Consider the following 21,424-nt stretch of genomic DNA (forward strand, 5'->3'; position numbering starts at 1 on the left):
CTTTATATGACTGTTTCATTACACACCCTGCCCCGCGCTCCATTTACATCCCTCTCCGCTGCTACGGCAGACCCGTTGCCCCGATTGTCTCTCGTCGATAAAACCTCCAGCGACAAGCCCCCTGCCCCGGCAATGCAGCGGCAAGCCCCGGCAACCGCCACTGAAGTCCCCAGTTTCTCAGAGGCGTTGGGCAGCAGGCAAAATTTCAAAGCACTCGGGCTCAGGCTCGCCGAAGTTGCCAACCGGCTAGGTCGTGACGCCACTCAACAAACAGTCCTCGCGGCGCTGAAAACAACGCCTATGGACATTCATCCGGACTCGCCTTTTTTTGCGCTGGGCGGTGCGAGCGCCACGCTCGAGTCTTTTATCCGTGCCTACGGATTTCATGTCCCTACCAACCATTTCGCCCTGACAAGTCTGTCGGATGCAGTCATAGACAAGTCGCTGGAACACCCGTTGGGTAACCTGGGAGGCGCACTTGCCTGGCCGCTGCCGTTGAACACTGCCGAACAGAGCCGGTTGCGCGCCATGGCCATGAGTTATGCCAGTCCCTATGGCGAGCAGCCTCTGGTGATGCAAACCAAAGGACTTATGCTGGAGTTCCTGCGTCATCGAACCCCTCTTTCCCCAGACGCACTGAAAGACCCTGTTTCCACCTTGAATGCGCTCATCAACTCTCCGGAAGGGCAAGAGATGGGCAAGGCACTTCAGAAACAGATGGGGGGGATTGCGTCCAACAGCAGCACCACGGACTACCTCCTCGCCGCCATGGCATTGCAGCTGGATCCCGAGTCGATCACCAACCCTCGACGAAATACCGTCGCCGGCTTCGATCTGGACAGCGAAAAACATTGGGGCAGGCCTGCCTCTGAGGTGGTTGACGCTCTGAGCAACCACTTGGTGGCCAAAGGCAAAACCAGCCCTGAACTGGCGCGCGCAGGCGCTTATCTGTTACTGGCATCGCGCGCGCCGGTATTTCTGATCAAAGACATCCCGCGCAACGTGACCTATGGCAGCCCCGCCTGGGTCAACCTCGCGGTTGCCGCTGCGACCATAGAAGCCCAGACGCCCGGTAAAGTCCCCAACATGACCTTTGCGCAGGTCATGCTTGGGGCCAGGCACGCCGCCCTGGCCGACCCAGGCGTTACCACAAACGCTCAAAGCGAGGCCTTGATAGATTGGGGCGTTGCGAACGGGATGCTTGCAAAGAAACTCGACCACCGCTACACCGCCGACGAGTTGAACGGCCTGGCGGCGAGTTTCAATGCACGCACGGCGTCGATGACAACAGCGGCCCAGGCCATCGACGATAACATTCCATCCCGTAAAGAGCTGGCGCTGGCCGAACTCAAGAAACGCTTTCCCGGACAGGAAGCGCTGTTCGAAGAAAAACTGATCCATGTGAACCGCCGGCAAGGTGCCAATTATCGCACCGTTGAAGTGGGGCCCCACTCGATGCTGGATATCGCCATGATGGACCTGCCCGGTCCCAATCTGGTTTATAGCTCTGCAGACAGCCGTATCCCGCTCGCGGAATTGAACGCCAACCCCCGATTCGGAGTTGCCGACGCCTTCGAAACCCAGTTCAAGGACGTTATCGACGCAAAGAAACGCGGTATCAACACGTACATCAAGCACCTGATCTCCCAACTGCCCATAGAAGATCGGAAAAACTTCGAATTCGGCAAAGTCAGTTTCTACCAAATCCACTCCCATACCCTGGGACTGGGCTTTACCGACAAAAAAGTTCATCCCAAAAACCAGGAATTGCTGGCCAGGATTGAACGTAATGGAGTGACTACCGCGTATGAGATCAACTTCAACGAAGGGCTCATCCGCACGGTCCCCCAATCGATGGCCACACGTCGCTCCGACAGAACGGCCAACCTCGTTACAGAAACCAAGGCGTTCAAGCCCAGCTCGGGCACCGGCCATCTCGGCACTGAACAGAAACCGTCGAATAACGCAGGCCATGACAGCTTTGCCTCGGAGCGGACTCAAATCATCGCCGATGCCTTCGTGGAGCATATCAATCTAGATGACGACGCGATCAAGCAGCATGCGCGCGGGCTTACCACGGCCGATAGAAACCGCAACCGAGCCGAGGTGGTCAGTGAGTTCTTGCTCAACTTGATTCCGCTTCGGTCCGCGATCAATAACTTTCGCAAGGGCAACGTGGGTGAAGGCGTCGTCGATCTAGGCCTGGACCTATTCGGGTTCCTGACGGCCGGTGTGGCAACTGCAGGCAAAGTGATCAAGATCGGCAGCACCTCCCTATCCACTGCGAACAAGGTGGCACGGGCTGGCAAAGCGATAGGCATGGCGACCTTCAGCACACTCAACCCTTTGGGTGGATTAGGTGATCTGGCTGTCAGCAGCGTTCGACTCACCGGCAATGGCCTCCAGCGTCTCGCTGCCAAAGGCGTGCAAGGCGTCAATGCGCTACGGGGCGCCAGCGGTAGTTACGACCTGTTGAAAGCCGCAAGCAAAACCTATGATTTCGCCGCAACAGGCACCTATAAGGTCGCCGGGCAAACCGTTGAAGGCGGCGCGGTATTCCGAGGGGGTAAATGGTATAGCTATGACCCCACCCACCAACGCCCCTATGGTTCCGCACTCACGGACTTCAAGCCGAAGATCACCGCACATGAGGGCGAGATCAAGTTTCTCTTCGATACCTGGATAGGGAAGAAAATAAGCTCCATCGTGGCACCTGCTGCGCCCAACCCGAACTTTCGCCAGGACTATCTGTCGGCAATCGCCAGGGCCAATGCAGAGGACCGCTCCGCGTACATCCGGGGCCAGAACACCGGAAACCCGGCAGAAATCTTTGGCTACTCCAGTGCGTTGGATATTGATGACCTAAAACGTCTGGCGGTAGCCGAGCGTCGTACGCCGGCAGAACTCGGCAGCCTGGTGAAACGAATAGATGAACTGACCCTGCTGCCTGATCGGCTGGTCACGGTACGCCAAACGGCACAGATCGCTGACCCTGACGCGTACAAACGAGGGTACGAGGCGGGTAAACCTGAAGGGATCAGTGGGTTCTCGGAGACGTTGACCAGCAGTCAGCTTGCAGAGATTGCTGTCGAACGCGGACGCACGCCCGAAGAGCTCGGCCACCTGGTTAAGTACATGGAAAAACGAAAAATCGCCATCAGCCTGGAGAACTACAGGGCTTTCAATGACGAGATAACCGCTGCCGGTGGCAAGGCATTGCCACTCCCACAAGGTTTTTATCTGAGTCAAGTTTCGCTGCTGTCGGAAGGCGAGTGCGCGGCGCTGTCCAATGTAATGGCAACCGCCGTGAAGTACGGAAAACAAGACACGTTTATCGAGAACCTCTACGCCGCGATGGTGCCTACGCTCAGTCCCAACGATATCGCCGGTTTGCAACGAATTGATCCGTCCCGGGCCGCCATCGAACAACGCAGGGCAACGAACGTAGCCAGGTTTCAGAATCAATTGAGCCAGCTCCAAGGCATTCTCGGCAGCAAATTCCATCATGGTATGCAAGCCAGGCAGGTGCCTTACACCACGATTATTTCGGAGCTGGCCAATGCCAACAGCTCAAAAACCCTTTTAATCAATGGCCCCGGTCATGGCATTACCGCCGGCGTGGTTGTTTCCAACGGCAAAAAAGAGTGGTTTTACTTCGACCCTAACTTTGGCAAAGCGACATTTACGACGGAGGCCGCAATGAGTGCCGCACTGGAAAGCACCTTGAAAACCGGCAATACCAAGAACCTATTGGCCCACTATGGTGATTACCCTGATGCACCCGAGTATAAAATTTCAGTCTTTAACGAAACCGAGCTGAATATCACGACCCGTGATGTTCCAGGCAGCGTGTCCGATTTGTTTCTGACTAAGCTGTAAGGCATTCGACAGCCTCGACGGTGTCTGTGCGACGGTCGGTTTTCCTGGCGGCCGTCGCCAGTCCCTGGAATGTTCGGGGCAAGCACATGTGCGCTGGCGATTTCACGCAGTCACAAGACATTGCAATCTGTTGCCTGCACAATATCCGACTTGCATCGGGAACTTGCCGAGATGGAGACAACTCACTAGAGGATAGTCTTTGGACTGAACAAGCCCTGCCCCTCCATTTTTCAGGACTCCTCACTATGGCTATCACCTCCACCATCCTTGTAGTCGAAGACGATGCCATTGTCCGTATGCTGATCGTCGACGTACTCGAAGAGTTGGAGTTCAGTGTGATTGAGGCAGCCGACGCCGATGAGGCGCTCACGGCAGTTAAAAACACCAATCAGGTCATCGACCTGATGATGACCGACGTGGGCCTGCCGGGCATGGACGGCAAGCAACTGGCAACCCAAGTCCGCGAGTTGCGCCCCACTGTGCCCATCCTGTTCGCCAGCGGTTATGCCGAAGGCGTCGACTTCCCTGCCGGCATGCAAGTGATCGCCAAGCCGTTTTCCATCGACCAGTTACGGGACAAGGTCAAAAGCATGCTCTGACCTGCGCCGCCAATTTCAATCGACATGTCCGAACGCCTGGACGACAGCAATGTCCACACCAACGATCTGTTGCTGCGCGCCACCCGGATCCTTACAACGGCGATGATTGGCCGCCATTCACTTTATTTGCAGGGATTAACGTGACGTTCGGCAAATAAAACAGGAAACTTGTCGCCTTTATTCCCGTCAGTCAAACGAACTTTGGAAGGACGCAACAACATGATTGGAAAACCGACGCGCCTGCTGTTGGCGAGCCTCTCGATTGTCATGAGCACGGGTGCCTGGGCTGATTTCACGGCAACGCCGAGCGAAGCACGGGCGATTGCCAAGGACGCCTACTTGTACGGCTACCCGATGGTGGAGATGTACAAGACGCTCTACACCCAGTCCATCGATAAGGGCGGTGCCAACTACAAGGCTGCGCTCAATCATATCGGCCACACTGCCCAAGCGTTCAACCCGAAAGACACCGCAGTCGCGCCACTGAGCCCTGACACATCGTCCTCGTTCCTGTGGATGGACCTGCGCAGCGACCCCCTGGTCCTCACGCTGCCCAAGATCGACGATAACCGTTACGCCTCAGTGCAGTTGATCGACCTGTATTCGCAGAACTTCGCCTACCTTGGCACCCGCAGCACCGGCAACAACGGCGGCCATTACATGATCGCCGGGCCCGACTGGAAGGGGCAGCAACCGGTGGACGTGGACCGCGTGGTCTACAGCGAAAGCAACATCGCCTACGCCGTCTACCGCACACAGCTGTTTGACGAGAAGGACCTGAACAAGGTCAAGCAGATCCAGAACGGCTACAAAGTGCAGACGTTGAGCAGCTACGTGAAGCAAGCGGCGCCTGCCAAGGCGGCCAAAATCGACTGGCCCAAGCCGACTGCGACCATGAGCGACAGCCCGCAACTGTTTGGCTACCTGAACTTCATGCTGTCCTTCACCGCGCCTCAGGACAGCGAGAAGGAGCTGCTGGCACGGTTTGCCAGCATCGGCATTGCCCCCGGCGCGCCGTTCAAGCTCAACCAACTCACCGCCGAGCAACGCAAAGCGCTGGAAGATGGGATCGCCGACGCCAAGGCTGAATTCGCCGCGTTCAAAAAAGACCAGATCGATACCCATCAAGTCTCCATCGGCGACCTGTACGGCAACCGTGATCGCCTGAAGAACAACTACCTGTATCGCTATGCCGGCGCCAGCCTGGGGATGTTCGGCGATTCAGCCAACGAGACGGCGGTCTTCACCTATGTCAACGACAGCGAAGGCAAGCCGGCCAATGGCGCACGTCACAGCTACATCGTGCACTTTGCCAAGGACCAGTTGCCGCCGGCCGATGCGTTCTGGTCGCTGACCATGTACAACGCCAAGACCAAGCAGTTGGTACCCAATCACAAGAAACGCTACCTGCTCACTTCGCACATGCTGCCCAATTTCAAGCTGGACGCCGACGGCGGCCTGACGCTGGCCTTGCAGCACCATGAACCGCCGAAGAATGAGCAGCCCAATTGGTTACCGGCACCGCCGGGTCCTTTCTACGCAGTCTTGCGCATCTACATGCCGCAGCCGCAGGTCGGCAACGGCCAGTGGAAGCTGCCGGCGTTGACGCCGCTCAAGTAACACCGCCTGGCCGGGCTGTTGCTCCAGCAACAGCCCGGACACACCACGAAAATCTGAAGACCGGAAAACTCAGCCACGCTCGCGCGGAATCAGGCTCTGCAACTGCGAGGCGAGGAAGTTGGCGTCGAAGCCAAAGGTGTCCGGGTCTTTCAGGCCGTTGGTTTTCTTCCACAGCCAGTCGTTCTTTTCCGCCGGCAATACCAGCGACACGCTGCCGTGGCGCGCGGCGGTCAGGCCCATGACAGCCACGGAGATCAAGCCGCCCGCCCCCATCACATCGGGTACGAACTCCACGGCCTTGCCGGTGATGTGTACGGTGAGTTTCTCGGTCTTGAAGGGCGAAGTCTCTACCGGCAGGCTCGGCCCGCTGGCGATATAGCCCTCACGGTGCACCTCCAGCAGACCTGCGCACTTGACCGGCTCCAACCACTGCTCGATCTGCCCGAACAACTCGCCGAGCTTTTGCGCCCACCGAGCCGACTGCACGTCGAATTGCTGTTTTTTATGCGCTTCGCTGTCGGCGTAATGACGAAGCATCTCGCCCAGTTGCTGTACATCGTCCATTGCGGATTTCCTTGGGTGAGCCAGGTTACGAAGCGCGATCATGGCAGATGCAGCGGCTCGCCGTATGATTAACGCCGGCGAAACAGCGGGCGCGGCTCGATGACGCTGCGGCCATACAACACGCTGGTGCCCGCCAGGCCCTTGAGCGCTTCTTCGGCGGATTTGTCCTCGCGCACCGCAAATGCATCAAACCCACACTGACGCATATGGCTGAGCTGGTCGCGCAGCACGTCCCCGATCGCGCGCAATTCGCCTTGCCACCCCATGCGCGTGCGCAGCAAGTAGGCCTGGCTGTAGGCGCGTCCGTCGCGAAAGCTGGGAAAGTCCAGGGCGATCAGCGGCACTGTGGCCAGCCAGGGTTGCAACTGCTCGACCTCATCGGACGGCCCCAGCCATACAGCCTGCCCTGGCACACAGGACGCCAGCGGCAGGATCAACGGCCCCGACGACGGCCCCCCATCGCGCACCAACACCCAGGGATCATCCCTGACAATGCGCACCACACCCTGCTCCAGCTTCAGCAGATTGATCATGCGGTTTGCTCCGTATACACCTGCTCCTTGAACGGCTCCAGGCCGATACGCTGCACGGTGTCGACAAAACGTTCCTCGTTTTCGCGGTAGCGCACGAAGGTGCTGACCAACCGCTCGATCACATCGGGAATCTCTGCTGCACTGAACGAAGGTCCGATCACTTTACCCAGGGCACTGTGCCTGCCCTGGGCGCCCCCCAGGGTGATCTGGTACCACTCGCTGCCATTCTTATCGACGCCGAGGATACCGATGTTGCCGATATGGTGATGGCCACAGGCATTGATGCAACCGGAGATGTTCAAGCTGATGTCGCCCAGATCATGCAGGTAGTCAAGGTCATCGAAGCGCTGCTGGATCGCCTGGGCGATGGGGATCGACTTGGCATTGGCCAGGGCGCAGAAGTCACCGCCGGGGCAAGCGATGATATCGGTCAGCAAGCCGACGTTCGCCGCGCCCAGCTGGTGCTCGCAGGCTTCCTCCCACAGCGCATGCAATCGGTCCTTAGGCACGTCTGGCAGTACGATGTTCTGCTCGTGGGCAATGCGAATCTCACCAAAGCCGAAACGCTCCGACCATTGGGCCACCGCCTCCATCTGCTCAGCCGTCACATCCCCAGGTGGCGAGCTGATTCCCGGCTTGGTGGAGAGCACCGCACTGGCGTAACCCGGCACTTTATGTGGCATCACATTGCGGCTGACCCAGCGCGCGAAATCCGGGTTGTTTGCAAGATGGCTGCCATACGCCAGGCTGGTGTCGTCCAGGCTTGCATAGGCCGGCGCAACGAAGGCGGATGCAACGCGCGCATATTCCACATCCGTCAACTGCGCGGGACCGTCGCGCAGGTAGTGCCATTCTTCCTCCACTTCGCGGGAAAACGCTTCGATCCCCAGGGCCTTGACCAGAATCTTGATGCGCGCCTTGTACTTGTTATCCCGCCGACCGTGGCGGTTGTACACACGCAACACCGCCTCGACGTAGGACAACAGGTGTTGCCACGGCAAACCTTCGCGTATCTGCAGGCCCAGGATCGGCGTCCGGCCCAAGCCACCGCCGACCATCATACGCAGCCGCATTTCGCCCTCGCGGTCGCGGTAAAGGTAGAGCCCGATGTCATGCATCATGATCGCCGCACGGTCTTGCTCGGCCGAACAGATGGCGATCTTGAATTTGCGCGGCAGGAACAGGAATTCAGGGTTGATGGTCGACCACTGGCGCAGGATTTCCGCCAGCGGCCGTGGGTCCAACAACTCATCGGCGGCCACGCCGGCAAACGCCTCGGTGGTGATGTTACGCACGCAGTTGCCGGACGTCTGGATCGCATGCATGTCCACGCGAGCCAGGCGTTCGAGGATATCTGGCACCTGGTGCAGCTCGATCCAGTTGAACTGCATGTTTTGCCGGGTGGTGAAATGCCCATAGCCACGGTCGTAATCCCGCGCGATGCCGGCCAGGGTGCGCAACTGCCCGGCGTTCAGCGTGCCGTAAGGAATCGCCACGCGCAGCATATAGGCGTGTTTTTGCATATACAGGCCGTTTTGCAGGCGCAGGGGCAGGAACTCTTCTTCGCTCAAGTCGCCGGCGATGAACCGCTCCACTTGATCACGAAATTGCGCCACGCGCTCGAACACCAGCGCCCGGTCGTATGCATCGTACTGGTACATATCACTGCCTCATCAGGGTTGGCCGTGCTCTGCGGCTCGGCGTCTACGGGAGGACTATGCACCTGCGGCGCAGCGCGTTGAAGATTCAGGTCCTGGGATAAAAAGCGGATCAGATCGAGCAAAAGCCGTGCATTCAGGCGCAATGATCTGATCCGCAGGAATGAGGTTTTTCTGAGCCTGTTTTGTTTTTCTCGGACTTCCTACAGTGCCGCCACTGGGAACCGTGGGAGGACTGAGCATGAGTACCGCATCAACCGGGCAGGCCTATAACTACACAGTCGTGCGCCAGTTCGTCATCGCCACAATCGTATGGGGCGTGGTGGGCATGGCCATGGGCGTATGGATCGCGTCGCAACTGGTCTGGCCGCAAATGAACCTGGATTTACCTTGGACCACATTCGGCCGACTACGACCGTTGCACACCAGCCTGGTGATCTTCGGGTTTGCCGGCAGCGCACAATTTGCCGCCAGCTATTACGCGGTGCAGCGCACCTGCCAGGTACGGCTGTTTTCCGACAAGCTGGCCGCGTTTACCTTTTGGGGCTGGCAGTCGGTGATCGTGATCATGTTTATCAGCCTGCCCCTGGGCTACACCACTACCAAGGAATACGCCGAGATCGAGTTCTCCGGCGCAGTGTGGATGACGGTGGTGTGGGTGGCCTATGGCATTGTGTTTTTCACCACCGTGGCGCGGCGCAAGACCCGACATATCTATGTCGGCAACTGGTTCTTCGGCGCGTTCATCGTGGTAATCGCCATGTTGCACGTGGTCAATCACCTGGCGATTCCGGTGGATTGGTTCAAGTCTTATCCGGTGTACTCCGGGGCCACCGACGCCATGGTGCAGTGGTGGTATGGGCATAACGCCGTGGGGTTTTTCCTGACCACGGGGTTCCTGGGGATGATGTATTACTTCGTGCCCAAGCAGGTGGGACGCCCGGTGTATTCCTATCGCCTGTCGATCGTGCATTTCTGGGCATTGATCACCCTGTATATCTGGGCGGGGCCTCACCACTTGCACTACACCGCACTGCCGGATTGGGCGCAGTCGCTGGGCATGGCGATGTCGCTGATCCTGCTGGCACCCAGTTGGGGCGGAATGATCAACGGCATGATGACGTTGTCTGGCGCCTGGCATAAGTTGCGTACCGACCCGATCCTGCGCTTTTTGGTGCTGTCCCTGGCGTTCTACGGCATGTCGACGTTCGAGGGCCCGATGATGGCGATCAAGACGGTCAACGCCCTCTCCCACTACACCGACTGGACCATCGGCCACGTCCACGCCGGCGCTCTGGGCTGGGTAGCGATGATCACCTTTGGCTCGCTGTACCACATGATCCCCAAGGTGTTCGGCCGCGAACAGATGCACAGCGTGGCACTGATCAACCTGCATTTTTGGTTGGCGACCATCGGCACGGTGTTGTACATCGCCTCGATGTGGGTCAACGGCATCACCCAGGGCTTGATGTGGCGGGCTACCAATGACGATGGCACCCTCACCTATTCCTTTGTCGAAGCCCTGCAAGCCAGTCATCCAGGGTTTGTGGTGCGCTTCGTCGGCGGTGCGTTTTTCCTGACGGGCATGCTGTTGATGGCCTACAACACTTGGCGCACGGTGCGCGTCGCAGACCTGCAAGCCGCCCGGCTTGATGCGCGGATCGCCTGATATGTGGGAGGTTCTGATCGTCGTGTGCCTGTATGGCGCCGTGGAGTACTGCTTGCGTGGGCAGACCGAGCAAAGCCTGGAAGACGCCAGCCTGATCCCGTTTGCCGACGACCCCGAGGTGGCTCGACGGGTGGAACTGGCAACCGGCAAACCCGTGCATGCCATTGCGCCGGAGCAAGCCAGGCCGGGTTGGATCAACCTGGACATGTGAAACTGCTCCGGTCATTTGGTCGGTAACTGCATATGACTATTGCCCGTGCGCTGGGTAAGGTGAAGCGACTTACCGTGTCAGGAGCATCGCATGCGCACCATCGGCCTTATCGGCGGCATGAGCTGGGAGTCCAGCGCCGAGTACTACCGCATCATCAACCAGCACGTACGCGACCGGCTCGGCCCGCTACGCTCGGCGCAGTTGTTGATGTACAGCGTGGACTTCGGCCCCGTGGAACAGGCTCAACATGCCGGACGCTGGGACGACGCCGCGCTGATCCTGGAAGACGCGGCCCGCCGCCTGCAGGCCGGGGGCGCCGACTGTGTGGTGCTGTGTACCAACACCATGCATCGGGTAGCGCCGCGTATCCAGGCAGCGGTGTCGATCCCGTTTTTGCACATCGCCGATGCTGCCGGTGCGGCAGCGGTGCAAGGCGGCACACTGACCGTCGGTTTGTTGGGCACCGCCTTCACCATGGAGCAGGATTTTCTGAAGTCCCGCCTGGCCGTCCATGGTTTGACCGTACTGGTGCCCGACGCCGATGAGCGCAAGGACGTGCACCGGATCATCTATGAGGAGTTATGTGTCGGCATCATCAGCGACACCTCGCGCCAGATCTACCAGCGCGTGATCGAGTCCCTGGCCGCACGCGGCGCCCAGGCGATCATCCTCGGCTGTACGGAAATCGGCCTGCTGATCAAGCCCGAACACAGCGACCTGCCGCTGCTGGACACCACCGAACTGCATGCGCAGTCGGCAGTGGCGTTTGCCTTGCAGGATTAAGCCGATTTACGCAGGTTCATCCAGTTGTCGGCCACGTCCAGCGCGGCCGTCAACAACCGCGAGCCATCCTTGGAAAGACAATTGGCTGCCAGTCTGGTGGGGCGTGCGAGCTGGGTTCAACCCCTCACTTGACCGCGTACACGAACGGCTCGTTTTTCGAGGCGTTGTGCATGAAGCTCGGCCTGTTGTTTGATTGCCTGACAGTACTCGGGTAGGCACTGATAGGCATCTGGTATATCGACCTCTTCAATCAAGCGCCTGGCCATGGCAGCTGAAATATAACTGCCACGTGGCTGCAATCGCCCCTTGATGACCGCAGATCGATCATTGACCAACGTCGGATGGTTGAGGTTCAAGACCTCGACCGTTGCGATCGCTTCCGGTGTGAGCCCTTCGACATATCCATCACGAGTGAACCGGAAATATCGCTCCACCTTCGCAGTCAACGGAGAAATAAACGGCTTCTTTGCCGGATCATAGTCTTTCTTCTCCACCGCACCGTAACCGCAAACCGTTTTTGTTTGGCTTGATGGATAACACGCCACGATATTTGTGTAGACGATGCTGTCAGCCTTGTAAGGGTGCTGGGGGAGAATATGTTCAATATGGCAACTGAATTGTGTGCCCTGATTCTTAACCTGACACTCTGCCGCTGTTGGCAAACGGCGCAAGGTATAGGCGCATAAATGAAATTGTTCCTTCAATAACGCTTGGCGAACCGCCTCGCTAGGAAAGCTACTTCCTTTGCCATAAAAGAGATTTTGCGGGGTCTCGCGGTTTTCCCTTCGCCAGTCAATCAACGCGCGTGGTTCTGCGCCTTTTTTGATAGATCTCACGCCTCCCCCTCTTCTAATGACCTCAGTGAATCAATGCTCGCCTGGACCTCAAGGACATCAGGAATTTTTCCGACCTTTTCACGCAACTGCGCAAGGTGGATCTGAGCGGACTCAAGATCATCATCGTCAAGATTGCGATAGATTTTTCTGAGTTGCTGACTAACGTTTTGGTTTTGGGACAACCCTCCCATCAACTCCTCGATTACCTCACCACTGCGCAGCCCCAATGAGCGCTCTGGATGCCCCAGATATTGGCCGTCTTTGAGCAGCATTACGGACTCAGCAGGCAACTCTCCCAGTATTTGCGGGGAGTGAGTAGTAATGATGAATTGGCAGTTAGGGAAGGTATTTTCCAGATTGGCGACGACCGTGCGTTGCCAGCCTGGATGGAGGTGCAGATCCAGCTCGTCAATCAGGACAACGCCCTTTCCTTGCAATGGGTCAGGCACTTCGCGATTGAGCAATGTGAGCCTGCGGGCCAAATCTCCGACCATTGCCAGCAGGCATTTCTCACCGTCTGAAAGCTGCAGGACGTTGAATTCGAGTTCACCTTTGAGCACCGTCATTCTCAATGCAGGCTTACGACGGACCCGAACGTCCTTGAACCCAGTAAACGTTTCGATGGCTCTGCGTACAGCAGAAAGCTCTGGGTCGCGATAGCCTGGAATATCCCGGCTATTTTCATTTTCGAGATCTTCCTGATTACGAAACCAAATGAAAAATCGCTTGAAGTCGGCACCACCATGGCCAAGTGCGTCGTCATACCCTTCAGCAATGGCATTCACCAAGTGTTCGCGAACGCGTAACGGTACGTCCAGTACTGCGCGGTGTACATCGTAGTAAACCGCCAATGGCAACTCGATTGACTTTCCGCCGATAACCTCGTATTGACCTATTCCATGTTCAACACTGTCTGCGGCCTCGTTTAATCGAGACAAATCACTACTACGCTCACTGGGATGCTTTCCGCCCTTGCCGGCCTTGCGATTCAAAGCAATGGCCCAATCGACGTTATAGTTTTCAAATAGCTTGGTTTCGACATGTAGCCGCGTGTAATCGGCTCCGACCTTGATGTCATCTTTAGCGATCGACCGCGACTTGGACGGCTGACCAACCATCCGAGCCGTCAGACTGGACAGCGTTATCGCCAACGCATCCAGAATCGAAGACTTACCCACGCCATTGACGCCCACTAAAGCGACAGTCTTCTTGCCCTCGAAATCGAGTTCCATCTTCTCGATGCCACGGAAATTGACGAGGGTAAAACGCTTGATCTGCATGATCGGCTTCCAACGTGTCAGGCCAGGTCGGCCAGCCTTTAAAGAATGCACGGATCATAGTAATTATCGACAGCCATGTCACGGCGCGGTCAATTGCCGTTATTGGCTACGTCTTGCCACCCGCCACACCCGCGCAATATCCGCAGCCCGCTCGCGCAACAACCGCGGTGCCTCGTTGCACGCTTGCTCCAGGCTCATCGGGCCGGACGGCAAGGCAAACGCCGCCGCCACGCCGTGGGCATACATTTGCTCGTAGCCGTCACCCAAGGTGCCGGCGATTACGATCACGGGCACGTCGTGCTGCCGGGCAATACGCGCCACGCCGAACGGGGTTTTGCCGCGCAAGGTCTGGGCGTCGAAACGGCCTTCGCCGGTGATCACCAGGTCGGCGCCACGCACCGCTGCGTCCAGGCCAACCAGTTCGGCCACCACGTCCACCCCGGCCCGAAACTGCGCGCCAAGGAAAGCCTTGGCGGCGAACCCCAGGCCGCCGGCGGCGCCGCTGCCGGGTTCGTCGCGCACGTCTTTGGGCAAGACCTTGGCACAGTGGTCGGCGAAGTGGCCGAGGGCGGCGTCCAGTTGTTGCACTTGTTCGGGGTCGGCACCTTTTTGCGGACCGAAAATCGCCGAGGCACCGTGGGGGCCGCACAGGGGATTGTTCACGTCGGCGGCGATTTCAAAGCGCACCTGGGCCAGACGCGGGTCGAGGTTGTCGAGGCTGACCTGTGCCAGTCGGGCCAGGGCCAAGCCACCGGGCGACAGGGCTTGGTCCGCAGCGTCGAACAATTGCACGCCCAGGGCCTGCATGGCACCTGCGCCACCATCGTTGGTGGCGCTGCCGCCGATGGCCAGGATAATGCGCTCGGCCCCCGCGTCCAGGGCTGCGCGGATCAGTTCACCGGTACCAAAGGTGGTGCTGGAACAAGCATCGCGCTGCCCTGGAGGGACCAATTGCAGGCCGCTGGCTTCGGCCATTTCGATAAGGGCGGTGTGACTGTCGGCCAGCCACCCCCAGCGCGCTTCCACGGCGCCGCCCAATGGCCCGCATACGGTTTGACGACGCAACTCGCCATTGCACGCCGCGAGTACCGCGTCCACCGTGCCCTCCCCCCCATCGGCCATCGGGCACTGGATCACGTGCGCATCCGGCCAGACTTGCGCCAGCCCCTCGGCAATGGCCTGGGCGACGCCCTCGGCACTCAGGCTGTCCTTGAACGAGTCGGGGGCGATGATGATTTTCATGGGCTTTCTCCGGTTTTTATGACGCCCATGCTGCCAGCTGGACTCGGCAATGACGCCGGTCCGATGCACAAGTCCAGGTCAAGTTTGTTGTTCATTCCGACAAAGCCTGGGGCAACAGCTGTACGCCCAGGTACAGCGCGAGCATGCCATCGAGGCTGAGCGGGTCCACGCCACTGAGTTCGGCAATCCGCTCCATGCGGTAACGCAGGCTGTTACGGTGGATGCCCAGCGCGTCGGCACACGCCTGGCTTTGCCCATCGTGCTCGCACCAACTGCGCAAGGTCGCCTGCAGTTGGCCGTTGCTGTCCTTGGCGAGCACCTTGCGCAACGGGTTGAGCAACTCATCCAGGGCGTCGTCGTTGCGATGGCGCCAGAGCATCACCGGCAGGCGATAGCGGTTGAGGGTCAGCAGCCTTGAGTGCGGCAGGACATCGCGGCCGTAGGCCAGCAGGTCGCCCACGCGCCGATAACAACGCCGCAACCCAGTCAAACCGTCGGCTTGCCCGCCGACCGCCACCCGCTGGATATTCCAGCCCAGGCCGTGGAGCTTGTCCAACAAGCGCGGATTGTCCACCTGCAACGCCGCCGGTCGGCACCACAACAGGGAAAACTGCGCCGAACTGACACACCAACTGTCCGGGTAGCGCGACGCCAGCCAGGCACTGAGCGCCTCGGCGGATTGCCCCGCGCCCAGTTCGAACAGATACGGTGTGCGCGCCATCTGCGGCTTGAGCCCCAGCTGCTGTGCTTCATCGATCAGACGCGGCGAGTCGCCCGAATCGGCCAGCAACAAGGCCAGCAGGTCGTCGCAGCGCTGGCGCCGCCATTGTTGCTCGGCTTGCTGATGACGGTGACTGACCAGCATTTCTGCGGTCATGCGCACCAGTTCGGCATAAGTGCGCAGCCCCTCTGGCTCGCCGGTAATGCCGAGAACGCCGATCAGGCGCTGATCGTGCATCAGCGGTAGGTTGATACCGGGCTGCACGCCCTTGAGGTGTTTGGCGGTCGGCCCATCGATCTCCACCACGCGGCCATTGGCCAATACCAGTTGCGCGCCCTCATGCCGGGTATTGATCCGCTCCGGCTCACCGCTGCCAAGAATCAGGCCCTGGCTGTCCATGACATTGACGTTATGGGGCAGGATCGCCATGGTGCGATCGACGATATCCTGCGCCAGTTCATGATCCAGCTCGAACATGGGGCTAATTTCCTTGAAAACGGCGGGTTGTTCATAGGCACAGCGCAATGGACGCTTCGCTGTGCGCAAGCACAAAGACAGCACCCTGCAAGGTGGTCGAGACTCTCGGGGCGATCAACGTTACCTTCGCATCGCGAAAAATCATAATAAAGAGAGACTCCCATGTCACAGAGCGCCGCTGTCACACTGGCCACCGATGACGATAAAAACGCCATCTACAAGCGCATTACCCTGCGCCTGATTCCCTTCATTTTCATCTGCTATCTGTTCAATTACCTCGACCGGGTAAACGTTGGCTTTGCCAAGTTGCAGATGCTCGATGCGTTGAAATTCAGCGAAACCGTGTACGGCCTGGGCGCCGGCATCTTCTTTATCGGCTACGTGCTGTGCGGCGTGCCGAGCAACCTGGCGCTGACCCGGTTCGGTCCACGGCGCTGGATTGCGCTGATGATGATCGTGTGGGGCACGCTGTCCACCTGCCTGCTGTTCGTCACCACGCCCACGCATTTCTATACCCTGCGCCTGTTCACCGGCGCCGCCGAGGCCGGTTTCTTCCCTGGTGTGGTGCTGTACCTCTCGCAGTGGTTCCCGACGTTCCGCCGTGGTCGGATCATGGCCCTGTTCATGTCGGCAATCCCGGTGTCCGGTCTGCTCGGCAGCCCGTTTTCCGGCTGGATACTCAATCACTTTGGCGCCGGCCAAGGCGGCCTTGCCGGCTGGCAGTGGATGTTCCTGTTGCAAGGCATCCCCACCGTGATCCTGGGTGCCCTCGCCTACTTCCTGCTCAGCGACAGCTTCGCCAACGCCAAATGGCTCAAGCCGCATGAGCGTGCGGTGCTGGAAGCCGACCACGCTAGCGATCTGGCGAACAAGCCGAAAACCACCACCGACTCCCTCGCCGAAGTATTCAAGAACCCGGCGATCTGGGCGTTCGGCCTGATCTACTTCTGTATCCAGAGCGGCGTGTACGCGATCAACTTCTGGCTGCCGTCGATTATCAAGAACCTGGGTTTCAGCGATAACTTGGTGATCGGTTGGCTCAGTGCGATTCCGTATCTGCTGGCGGCGGTGTTCATGTTGCTGGTAGGCCGCTCCGCCGACCTGCGTAAAGAACGCCGCTGGCACTTGGTGGTACCGATGTTGATGGGCGCCATCGGCCTGGTGATCGCGGTGAACTTCGCTACGACACCGGCCATCGCTATCCTCGGCCTGACCATCGCCACCATGGGCGCCCTGACCGGCCTGCCGATGTTCTGGCCGGTGCCGACCGCCCTCCTCAGCGCGGGCGCTGCGGCCGGCGGCCTGGCGCTGATCAACTCCATGGGCCAGATGGCCGGCTTCCTCAGCCCGTATATCGTCGGCTTTGTGAAGGATGCCACCGGGTCCACGGATATGGCGCTGTACCTGCTGGCGGCCGTGATCGTCGCAGGCAGCGTCCTGGCGTTGCGGATGACGCGCCCTCTGAAGGTCTAACGCTTACAGCAGACCGCCGCCGTCGATATCGATCACGGCGCCGGTCATGTAGCCATTTTCCATCGCCAGCACATACCCCGCCGCGACTTCCTCTGCGCGCCCCACTCGCCCCACCGGCAACGCAGCACCGGCTTTGGCGAACATTGCCAGGCGTTGTTCCTCGGCCATCCCTGCATACGCAGGTGTGTCGATCACCCCCGGGCTGATCACATTGACCCGACGCGGCGCCAGTTCCTTGGCCAATTGCCTGCCCAGTGCCTCGGTCGCTGCGTTGATGCCGACCTTGATGAACTGCCCTGGTACGTATTTACGCCCGAGTTGCCCGGACGTCAGGCTGATGCTGCCGTGCGCATCCAGGAACGGCAGCGCCAGCTGAATCGCCCGCAACGCGCCCCAGAGTTTTACGTTGAAGTTGTCCTGGGCTTCATCCAGATCAGTCTCGATCAAGGCCTTGGCACGAACCGACGGCCCCGACGTATAGACCAGATGGTCGAAGCGCCCGACGCTGTCGAACAGGCGCTGCAAGGATGCCGCATCGGTAACATCCACCGGCTCACTGCGCAGGCCGTGTTCGCCGCCCGACGACACGCGGCGCCCGGCCAGCACCACCTGTGCGCCACGCGCCGCAGCCGCCTTGGCCACGGCGGCGCCAATCCCGCTGCTGCCGCCGATCACGATGACGGTTTTACCGCTCAGAGAAGAAGTCATGGAGAAACGTCCTGGATGAGAAAGTGAGCGTTCATCTTCCCCACTTGGCAATCGGCGAAAAATCCCGGTAAAACGACAAGATCTTTAAAGGATTTTTACAAATGAGCTCGATCCTCGACCTTGAAGTGTTCATGCGCACCGCCGATACCGGCAGCCTGTCTGCCGCCGCACGTGGGCTGGGCCTGACCCCGGCGGCGGCCAGCATCGCCCTCAAGCGCCTGGAAACCCGCCTGGGCATTCGCCTGCTGGCACGCTCCACACGCAGCATGCGCTTGACCGAGGAAGGCCGGCGTTACCTCGACAGTGTGCGGGTGGCATTGGCGGCCTTGGCTGATGGCGAGCAGGCCCTCAAACAGCAAAGCCAAGGCCTGACCGGGTTGCTGCAACTGGCCGCGCCGTCGGATTTCGGGCGCAATGTGGTGCTCGGTTGGCTGGATGAGTTCAAGGCCCAGCATCCCAATATCCGCCTGCAACTGATGCTCAACGACAGCAATGCCGACCTGTTCCGTGAAACCGTGGACATTGCCCTGCGCTTCGGCGTGCCCCAGGACTCCAGCCTGGTGGCGCTGCCCATCGCCCCCGAGCATTGCCGGATCGCCTGCGCCAGCCCTGACTACCTGGCGCGCCACGGCACCCCTCGCGAGCCCAGGGAATTGCCACAGCACAGCGCGCTGCGTTACATGCGCCAGGGACAAGTCAACTCCACGTGGCGCTTTCGTCAGGGCAACGTGCTGCAAGAGGTGGACGTCAGCGGCGACTATCTTAGCGATGACGGCGAAATCGTACGCCGCTGGGCGCTGGCCGGACACGGCATCGCGTATAAGGCCAGGCTCGATGTGATCGCGGATATTGCCGCGGGCCGGCTGGTCGCGCTGTTCGAGGACTGGCAAGGCGAACCCGCGCCCTTCAACTTGATGTGCCCCCATCGCTTGCAGGTGTCGGAGCGGGTGAAGGTGCTGCATCGATTTTTACAGGAACGTTGCCAGGCCTTGCTGCACAGATGAAGAAACGCGCCACGGGGCTTGTTCCAGAGCGTCTGAGTCTGGTATTGCATAGACCACGTTTTTCAGCCGCGAGGAGCTTCGTATGATTTACCGCACATTGGGCCAGTCCGGATTGAAGGTCAGCGCCTTGACCCTCGGCACCATGATGTTTGGCGAACAGACCAACACCGAGGACTCGCTGCGCATCATCGACAAGGCCTGGGACCAGGGCATCAATTTCATCGACACGGCAGACGTTTATACCGGCGGGCGTTCCGAAGAACTGGTCGGCGAAGCCATTGCACGGCAGCGCCAGGATTGGGTGGTGGCGTCCAAAGTCGGTTTTGGCCCACCGGACGGCCTGCCAAACCGCAGCGGGTTGAGCCGCAAACGGATTTTCAACGCACTCGAAGCCAGCCTGACACGGCTCGACACGGACTACCTGGACATTTATTACCTGCACCGCGAGGACCACAACACGCCGCTGGAAGTGACGGTATCGGCCATCGGCGACCTGATTCGCCAGGGCAAGATCCGCTACTGGGGCCTGTCCAACTATCGCGGCTGGCGCATAGCCGAAGTGATTCGCGTGGCCGAGCGCCTGGGCGTCGACAAACCGGTGATCAGCCAGCCGCTATACAACATCGTCAACCGCCAGGCCGAAGTGGAACAGATCACCGCGGCGGCCGCGTACGGCTTGGGCGTGGTGCCTTACAGCCCGCTGGCGCGGGGCGTGCTGAGCGGCAAGTACGCGCCGGACGTCACCCCCGAAGCCGGCAGCCGCGCCGCGCGCCAGGACAAACGCATCCTGGAAACCGAATGGCGCGTGGAGTCGCTGCGCATCGCCCAGTTGATCCAGCAATACACCCATCAACGTGGCGTGGGGATGGTCGAATTCGCGATTGCCTGGGTGCTGAACAACAGCGCTGTCAGCTCGGCGATCGTCGGGCCGCGTACTGAAGCGCAGTGGGACGCCTACACCGGCGCGCTGGACGTGAAAATCTCGGCCGAAGATGAAGCCTTCATTGATTCGCTGGTGACGCCGGGGCATTCATCCACGCCTGGGTTCAACGATGTGGGCCATTTTGTCTCCGGTCGCATGCCGCGCGCCTGAACCGATCGACTGTAGGAGCGAACTTGCTCGCTCCTACAGGGGGCGTACGGGACATTTTCTTGAAAAACGCCCCAAAACAGCGCAACCCTCTGGCGCCAAAAGCACCATAATCCCCTCCCTGAATCCCCCCTCTTTTGTATGAATCGGTTTTCGCGAGGACAGCGTGTCTAAAGGTGTTGTGTTATCGGTATCGGCCTCGGCGTTGTTTGCCGTGATGTATTACTTCACATCGTTGCTGACGCCGTTGAGCGGTATGGAGATTTTCGGCTGGCGCATGTTACTCACCGTACCGTGCATGACGGTGTTCATGATCGTCAGTGGTGAATGGCGGCGCGTATGGGAGTTGCTGCGGATGTTGGCGGCCAAGCCAAGGCTGATCGGCGGCGTGGTGCTATCTTCGGCTTTGCTCGGCGTGCAACTGTGGCTGTTCATGTGGGCGCCGCTGAACGGGCGCAGCCTGGATGTGTCGGTGGGCTACTTCCTGCTGCCACTGACCATGGTATTGACCGGCCGCCTGGTGTGGGGCGAACAGCTTTCGTACCTGCAACAGATCGCAGTGGTGCTCGCCGGCCTTGGGGTGCTCAACGAGCTCTACCAGGCCGGTGGTTTCTCGTGGGCGACCCTGGTGGTCATCATCGGCTACCCGGTCTACTTCGTCGTGCGCAAATACCTCAAGACCGACCACTTGGGCGGACTCTGGCTGGATATGGCACTGATGCTGCCGGTGGCATGGTGGTTCGTACAAAGCGGCGCGCAAGGTTTCGCGGTGATGGATGTGCACCCCAAGCTGTACGCATTGATTCCCATATTGGGGCTGATCAGTGCGTCGGCGCTGGTGAGCTACATTATTGCCAGTCGTTTGCTGGCGTTCAGCTTGTTCGGGTTGCTCAGTTATGTCGAACCGGTGCTGTTGCTAGGGGTGGCATTGCTGCTGGGTGAAGGGATCAAGGCCGGCGAATGGCTGACCTATATTCCCATCTGGCTGGCGGTCATGGTGCTGGTGTATGAGGGGTTCAAGCATCTGGTGCGTCAGCGCCGGGCCTGAATGGATGGCGGCGGGGCCTCCCTGGCCCT

Annotated in this window: 18 protein-coding genes; 10 read left to right on the forward strand and 8 right to left on the reverse strand. The window is 59.5% G+C overall.

The annotated features are described in order from the left end of the window. Nucleotides 1–6: 6 nt before the first annotated feature. From BLR63_RS08060 to BLR63_RS08070, 3 genes are all read left to right on the forward strand, one after another. Nucleotides 7–3,879, forward strand: a complete 3,873-nt coding sequence (locus BLR63_RS08060; protein ID WP_231998147.1) for a hypothetical protein — start codon at nucleotides 7–9, stop codon at nucleotides 3,877–3,879. A 245-nt stretch (nucleotides 3,880–4,124) separates the two neighbouring features. Beyond that, nucleotides 4,125–4,478, forward strand: coding sequence for a response regulator (locus BLR63_RS08065; RefSeq protein WP_010562826.1), 354 nt, complete (start codon nucleotides 4,125–4,127; stop codon nucleotides 4,476–4,478). A 219-nt stretch (nucleotides 4,479–4,697) separates the two neighbouring features. Continuing rightward, a complete protein-coding gene (locus BLR63_RS08070; RefSeq protein WP_010562825.1) occupies nucleotides 4,698–6,098 on the forward strand; it encodes a DUF1254 domain-containing protein in 1,401 nt (466 codons plus the stop codon). A 69-nt stretch (nucleotides 6,099–6,167) separates the two neighbouring features. On the opposite strand, the gene BLR63_RS08075 is transcribed toward BLR63_RS08070, so the two are convergent. From BLR63_RS08075 to BLR63_RS08085, 3 genes are all read right to left on the reverse strand, one after another. Next, a complete protein-coding gene (locus BLR63_RS08075; RefSeq protein WP_010562824.1) occupies nucleotides 6,168–6,662 on the reverse strand; it encodes a hypothetical protein in 495 nt (164 codons plus the stop codon). Between the two features lie 68 nt (nucleotides 6,663–6,730). Continuing rightward, entirely contained in the window at nucleotides 6,731–7,195 is a 465-nt protein-coding gene (locus BLR63_RS08080) for a DUF934 domain-containing protein (protein WP_010562823.1), read from the reverse strand. Continuing rightward, a complete protein-coding gene (locus tag BLR63_RS08085; RefSeq protein ID WP_010562822.1) occupies nucleotides 7,192–8,856 on the reverse strand; it encodes a nitrite/sulfite reductase in 1,665 nt (554 codons plus the stop codon). Before BLR63_RS08085 ends, BLR63_RS08080 begins: the two co-directional genes overlap by 4 nt. A 238-nt stretch (nucleotides 8,857–9,094) precedes the next feature. Here BLR63_RS08085 and ccoN point away from each other — a divergent pair, with 238 nt between their 5' ends. The 3 genes from ccoN (at nucleotide 9,095) to BLR63_RS08100 (ending at nucleotide 11,516) form a co-directional block, all read left to right on the forward strand. Continuing rightward, nucleotides 9,095–10,522, forward strand: coding sequence for a cytochrome-c oxidase, cbb3-type subunit I (gene ccoN / locus BLR63_RS08090; protein WP_010562821.1), 1,428 nt, complete (start codon nucleotides 9,095–9,097; stop codon nucleotides 10,520–10,522). A gap of 1 nt (nucleotide 10,523) precedes the next feature. Next, the gene (locus BLR63_RS08095) at nucleotides 10,524–10,733 is read left to right on the forward strand and encodes a hypothetical protein (protein ID WP_010562820.1); all 210 of its coding nucleotides are present in this window, start codon (nucleotides 10,524–10,526) and stop codon (nucleotides 10,731–10,733) included. Between the two features lie 90 nt (nucleotides 10,734–10,823). Further along, on the forward strand, nucleotides 10,824–11,516 hold the full coding sequence (locus BLR63_RS08100; RefSeq protein ID WP_010562819.1) for an aspartate/glutamate racemase family protein: 693 nt from the start codon (nucleotides 10,824–10,826) through the stop codon (nucleotides 11,514–11,516). 116 nt (nucleotides 11,517–11,632) lie between these two features. Here BLR63_RS08100 and BLR63_RS08105 read toward each other — a convergent pair whose 3' ends face one another. From BLR63_RS08105 to BLR63_RS08120, 4 genes are all read right to left on the reverse strand, one after another. Beyond that, nucleotides 11,633–12,352, reverse strand: coding sequence for a hypothetical protein (locus tag BLR63_RS08105; protein ID WP_010562818.1), 720 nt, complete (start codon nucleotides 12,350–12,352; stop codon nucleotides 11,633–11,635). Next, on the reverse strand, nucleotides 12,349–13,632 hold the full coding sequence (locus BLR63_RS08110; protein WP_010562817.1) for an AAA family ATPase: 1,284 nt from the start codon (nucleotides 13,630–13,632) through the stop codon (nucleotides 12,349–12,351). The genes BLR63_RS08105 and BLR63_RS08110 overlap by 4 nt, the downstream gene beginning before the upstream one ends. 99 nt (nucleotides 13,633–13,731) lie before the next feature. Beyond that, nucleotides 13,732–14,874 (reverse strand): glycerate kinase, encoded by a 1,143-nt coding sequence (locus BLR63_RS08115; RefSeq protein ID WP_010562816.1) that lies wholly within the window; start codon nucleotides 14,872–14,874, stop codon nucleotides 13,732–13,734. A 91-nt stretch (nucleotides 14,875–14,965) separates the two neighbouring features. Beyond that, nucleotides 14,966–16,072 (reverse strand): sugar diacid recognition domain-containing protein, encoded by a 1,107-nt coding sequence (locus BLR63_RS08120; RefSeq protein ID WP_010562815.1) that lies wholly within the window; start codon nucleotides 16,070–16,072, stop codon nucleotides 14,966–14,968. Between the two features lie 162 nt (nucleotides 16,073–16,234). Here BLR63_RS08120 and BLR63_RS08125 point away from each other — a divergent pair, with 162 nt between their 5' ends. Next, a complete protein-coding gene (locus BLR63_RS08125; RefSeq protein ID WP_010562814.1) occupies nucleotides 16,235–17,545 on the forward strand; it encodes an MFS transporter in 1,311 nt (436 codons plus the stop codon). A gap of 3 nt (nucleotides 17,546–17,548) precedes the next feature. Here the strand turns inward: BLR63_RS08125 and BLR63_RS08130 are convergent, their stop codons facing one another. Then, nucleotides 17,549–18,253 (reverse strand): SDR family oxidoreductase, encoded by a 705-nt coding sequence (locus BLR63_RS08130; protein ID WP_010562813.1) that lies wholly within the window; start codon nucleotides 18,251–18,253, stop codon nucleotides 17,549–17,551. A 101-nt stretch (nucleotides 18,254–18,354) separates the two neighbouring features. On the opposite strand from BLR63_RS08130, the gene BLR63_RS08135 reads away from it, so the two are divergent. The 3 genes from BLR63_RS08135 (at nucleotide 18,355) to rarD (ending at nucleotide 21,395) form a co-directional block, all read left to right on the forward strand. Then, nucleotides 18,355–19,257: a LysR family transcriptional regulator gene (locus BLR63_RS08135; RefSeq protein WP_010562812.1), complete on the forward strand. Its 903-nt coding sequence runs from the start codon at nucleotides 18,355–18,357 to the stop codon at nucleotides 19,255–19,257. An 82-nt stretch (nucleotides 19,258–19,339) separates the two neighbouring features. Then, the gene (locus BLR63_RS08140) at nucleotides 19,340–20,350 is read left to right on the forward strand and encodes an aldo/keto reductase (RefSeq protein WP_010562811.1); all 1,011 of its coding nucleotides are present in this window, start codon (nucleotides 19,340–19,342) and stop codon (nucleotides 20,348–20,350) included. 163 nt (nucleotides 20,351–20,513) lie between these two features. Then, nucleotides 20,514–21,395 carry an EamA family transporter RarD gene (rarD, locus tag BLR63_RS08145; protein WP_010562810.1) on the forward strand — a complete coding sequence of 294 codons (882 nt, stop codon included), beginning with the start codon at nucleotides 20,514–20,516 and terminating at the stop codon, nucleotides 21,393–21,395. Nucleotides 21,396–21,424 lie beyond the last annotated feature (29 nt).

Origin of the sequence: Pseudomonas extremaustralis (assembly GCF_900102035.1) — a bacterium.
In the GTDB taxonomy this organism is placed as follows: domain Bacteria; phylum Pseudomonadota; class Gammaproteobacteria; order Pseudomonadales; family Pseudomonadaceae; genus Aquipseudomonas; species Aquipseudomonas extremaustralis.

Bases quoted from the DNA above. Each gene is read 5' to 3' on its own strand.
- BLR63_RS08140 (WP_010562811.1), top strand. From the start codon at position 19,340: ATGATTTACCGCACATTGGGCCAGTCCGGATTGAAGGTCAGCGCCTTG.
- BLR63_RS08135 (WP_010562812.1), top strand. From the start codon at position 18,355: ATGAGCTCGATCCTCGACCTTGAAGTGTTCATGCGCACCGCCGATACC.
- BLR63_RS08075 (WP_010562824.1), bottom strand. From the start codon at position 6,662: ATGGACGATGTACAGCAACTGGGCGAGATGCTTCGTCATTACGCCGAC.
- BLR63_RS08095 (WP_010562820.1), top strand. From the start codon at position 10,524: ATGTGGGAGGTTCTGATCGTCGTGTGCCTGTATGGCGCCGTGGAGTAC.
- BLR63_RS08080 (WP_010562823.1), bottom strand. From the start codon at position 7,195: ATGATCAATCTGCTGAAGCTGGAGCAGGGTGTGGTGCGCATTGTCAGG.
- BLR63_RS08070 (WP_010562825.1), top strand. From the start codon at position 4,698: ATGATTGGAAAACCGACGCGCCTGCTGTTGGCGAGCCTCTCGATTGTC.
- BLR63_RS08115 (WP_010562816.1), bottom strand. From the start codon at position 14,874: ATGAAAATCATCATCGCCCCCGACTCGTTCAAGGACAGCCTGAGTGCC.
- BLR63_RS08110 (WP_010562817.1), bottom strand. From the start codon at position 13,632: ATGCAGATCAAGCGTTTTACCCTCGTCAATTTCCGTGGCATCGAGAAG.
- BLR63_RS08130 (WP_010562813.1), bottom strand. From the start codon at position 18,253: ATGACTTCTTCTCTGAGCGGTAAAACCGTCATCGTGATCGGCGGCAGC.
- BLR63_RS08120 (WP_010562815.1), bottom strand. From the start codon at position 16,072: ATGTTCGAGCTGGATCATGAACTGGCGCAGGATATCGTCGATCGCACC.
- BLR63_RS08085 (WP_010562822.1), bottom strand. From the start codon at position 8,856: ATGTACCAGTACGATGCATACGACCGGGCGCTGGTGTTCGAGCGCGTG.
- ccoN (WP_010562821.1), top strand. From the start codon at position 9,095: ATGAGTACCGCATCAACCGGGCAGGCCTATAACTACACAGTCGTGCGC.
- BLR63_RS08065 (WP_010562826.1), top strand. From the start codon at position 4,125: ATGGCTATCACCTCCACCATCCTTGTAGTCGAAGACGATGCCATTGTC.
- BLR63_RS08100 (WP_010562819.1), top strand. From the start codon at position 10,824: ATGCGCACCATCGGCCTTATCGGCGGCATGAGCTGGGAGTCCAGCGCC.
- BLR63_RS08125 (WP_010562814.1), top strand. From the start codon at position 16,235: ATGTCACAGAGCGCCGCTGTCACACTGGCCACCGATGACGATAAAAAC.
- BLR63_RS08060 (WP_231998147.1), top strand. From the start codon at position 7: ATGACTGTTTCATTACACACCCTGCCCCGCGCTCCATTTACATCCCTC.